Source organism: Deltaproteobacteria bacterium, from assembly GCA_026712905.1.
Lineage (GTDB): Bacteria > Desulfobacterota > Binatia > UBA9968 > JAJDTQ01 > JAJDTQ01.
Map to the genome: position 1 here is coordinate 1 of JAPOPM010000104.1, position 3568 is coordinate 3568.

Sequence of the window (3568 nt, forward strand, 5' to 3'; positions counted from 1 at the left end):
ATCGCCGAGCACGAAGGACTCCGGGTCGGCCCGCCGTCTCAGGGCCGCCCGGATCCTCGCCGTGAGCTCGGTGGGCGAGAAGGGCTTGACGATGTAGTCGGCGGCGCCCGACTCCAACGCCCTGGCGATGGTCTCGTCCCGGCGGTAGGCGGAGATGAAGATCACCGGCAGATCGGCCAATTCGGGGACGCTTTCCATCAGCTCGATGCCGTCGGTTCCGGGCAGCACCAGGTCGAGCAGCACCAGGCGGGGCTTCTCGGTCCTGATGATGCGGGCGAGCTCGTGGTGGTCGCCGGTCATGATGGGGGAGTAGCCCTCCTTGGCCAGAGCGTCGCGGACGTAGCGGAGCGTTTCCGGATCGTCGTCCACTACGAGGATGGGCTCGGGTTCACGCCCCTGGCCGGGCCGGCGGGAACGGTTCGGGTGGGAGCCCCTGGAGTCGCCGGCCTCTTCGACCACCGGAACCGTGAAGGTGAACTGCGTGCCCTGGCCCGGGCCGCCGCTGGTGGCCCAGATGCGGCCTCCATGGGCCTCCACCAGCCCCTTCGAGATCACAAGCCCCAGCCCCGACCCCCCGAGCCCGCGCGGGTCCTCGTCGCTTGCCGGTGCCGTGTGCTTCTGAAAGAGGTGCGGCAACTGATCCGGCGGCACGCCCCTGCCCTGGTCGGAGACCGTGATCGCCACGTGCACGCCATCGCACTCCGCGGCCACCCGGATGGGAGAGGACTCCGGAGAGTGACGGGCGGCGTTGGCGAGGAGGTTGTTCAGGACCTGCACGATGCGCCGCCGGTCGGCCAGCACCCGCGGCAGGTCCCGCGAAAGGTCGATCACCACGGCGTGCCGGCTGCCGCCGCCCAGGAACGCGTTCCGGGCTCCCTCCACCAGCTCGGCCACCTCCGAGGGCCCCGGCGCCACCGACAGCGTGCCCGAGTCGATGCGGCCCGCATCGAGCAGGTCGCCGATCAGGTTCTGTGCGTGATCCGCCTGCTCGCTGATGATGCGGAAGAACTGGTGCACCTCGGCCGGGTCCAGGGCCGGCGCCGTGCGGAGCCCGGTCCCCGCCGACCCCTGGATGGCGGCAAGCGGCGTGCGCAGTTCGTGACTCACCATGTTCAGGAACTCCGCCTGCAACCGCGCCAGTTCCTCCAGCGGCGCAAGGTCCTGCATGGTCACCACCACCGACTCCACCGTGCCGTCCGCGGAACGGACCGGCGTGGCGTTGATCAGCATCCTGATGCTGCGGCCGTCCGGGGCGGAGAGCACGACCTCCTCGGCGAGCACCGTCTGGGCGTTGCTCAGTTCCTGCGCCAGTGGGTATTCGTCGAGCGCATACTCGCGGCCGTCCGAGAACCGGCACCTCAGCACGTCCAGGATATCCTCCAGGGCGCGGTCCGGCAGGCGTATCCCCTCGGCCATGCGTTGCGCCTCGCGGTTGAAATAGACGGGATGAGCGGTCCCGGCGTCGAGCACCACCACGCCCACCGGGCAGGTGTCCACCAAGGCTTCGAGGTCGGCGCGCACCCGCCGCTCGTTGCGGTGCGTGCGCGCGTTTGCGACGGCCGTGGCCGCCTGCGAAGCGAACAGCGCCAGCACGGCTTGTTCGTCTTCGGCGGGCTCCCCTCCGCCGTCCTTCCCGACGAGGAGGATTTCGCCGACGGGCCGGCCCTGGTGATTCATGGGCGTTCGGTGGAAGGTCCTCGATGCCATCAGCTCGGCCGAATCCGCGAGTGAGCGGACCTCGGGCAGTTGCTGCAGTTCTTCCTCCGTGAAGCCGGAGGCGGCGAAGTCCTCGGGCCGCCCGGATTCGTCAAGGGTGGTGATGACGCCGCAGCCCGCGCCGGTCAGGGCCCGGGCGCCGTCTACCGCCTCCTGCAGGACGGTGTCGAGGTCCAGGCCCGCGCTCATGCGCAGCACCGCCGCGCTGAGCGTGGAGATGCGGTCGAGCAACGCGTCGTTCTCACGCCTCAGCGTCTCGTTCTCCCGACTCAGAGCCTCTTGCCCTTTCAATGTCCTCCCTTTCCCGGCCGGCGCACGAACCGCGTCAGGCCCTGGCCGTGTTTGCGGTGAGGGGACCGGCCATGCGCCGATTCGTTTGGAACGCAAATCTTCGAATCTCGAATCTAGCATAAGCCCGCAAGCTCGCAACCCCCTGCCTACATGCAAATAATACAGTTGGCACCCACTGTTCCGCAAGCATACAATAATAATACTATATAGCTGATAAAGCACACGATAAGGATACTTGATGCATGTAGAATGACTCGTTGCCATATGGCTCTTCACGGCCAACGGCTCTTGATCGCAACACCCGTGGAGACGGAAAGGGCGGGTTCGGACCGTGTATTCCAAGTACCCACGGACAGTTATGGTTTTGTCCGCGCCGTGCTTGAGGAACACATTTCGACGACTGGCCAGTACCCTTGCATGGTAGCCAGTATGAGCGGAGTGTTGCCTGCCTCATTGATCAGGTTGGGGTTCGCGTAGGGATCTGCCCCGGCACGCAGCAAGGCCAAAGCGATCTCGGGATGGCCACCTGTTGAGCGGAGATCCAGAGTTGATAGCCGTTCTGCGGCGGTCGCTCTTTCGGGAAGTTTTTTGTCGCGCGCCGGTCCCGGAACCGGATCGGGCGTACTGGGAGCTGTCGTCGTGCGCGGGAGAGAGTGCGAGTCGGAAGAGATACGGCGATCACCGCCTGCACGGGCGGTTCCTCACAACCCCTTCCGCTTTCTCCGTGCGGTCCGCCCGCCGCGGGTCGGGCTCCGGGGCGTGCCCGTTTCGTGCCTGGTCTTCGTCGCCATGGCGCTGGCGCACGCGTCTACTGGATCGGCCGAGGACATTACCGTGACAGCCGGTCCGACCTTCATGGATGCAGGACGGAACGTAACGGCTCCCTCATCGGCCGTGGCCGCGGCGGAGGGGGAGTCTGCCGGGCACAAGCCGGCGCGGTCGCTGGTGACGGCGCCGCGCGCGCCCGCACCCGCCGTGGCGACCGGCTGGCAGGTGCAACTCGGGGCGTTCAGGAGCGAGACCCGTGCAGCGAAGGCTATGGCGGCGCTGGCGCAGACGCTCGCGGACCTGCCCCGGGCCGGCGTGCTGGCCATCGACGATTCGAAAGGCGACGGGCTGTTCCGGGTGATGGTCGCTGATGCCTTCGCCCACCGCAGCGAAGCCGCCGCCACGTGCGCCGCGATCGCCGCTCGCGGGGCGCAGTGTTTCGTCGCCCGCGCCACCGCCAGGGCCGCGGCGAGCGTGCCTGCGTCCCGGCCCCCATCGGAGCCTGCCGGGCGCAAGCCGGTGGCCGCACCCTTAGCGGCGCTCGCACCCGGCGTTCTTGAGCGGCTCGACACGCTGGAAGCGGAAAACCGCCAACTGCGTAACGAGATTGAAGCGCTCAAGGCGGAACGGACAAAGCCGTCCCATGCGCCGTCTTCTCGGGCCGGTCCTGCCGCGGAGACGACCGCCGCTCGATTCGTGCGGACAGATTCGAAATTCGGCTACGACGTCCTCGACCCCACTACCGAAATCAATCGCAAGCAGCGTCTGATTCTCGAACGCCGGCATGACGGGA

At 67.6% G+C, this 3568-nt stretch carries 2 protein-coding genes; one reads left to right on the forward strand and one right to left on the reverse strand.

What is annotated here, in order from left to right; genetic code table 11:
• On the reverse strand, window positions 1–2007 hold a 2007-nt coding region (locus OXF11_08135), incomplete at its 3' end, for an ATP-binding protein (GenBank protein ID MCY4487071.1).
• 789 nt (window positions 2008–2796) lie between these two features.
• Between OXF11_08135 and OXF11_08140 the strand changes: the two genes are divergently transcribed.
• Window positions 2797–3568 (forward strand): SPOR domain-containing protein (locus tag OXF11_08140; protein ID MCY4487072.1); only part of this gene is annotated, 772 nt, incomplete at its 3' end.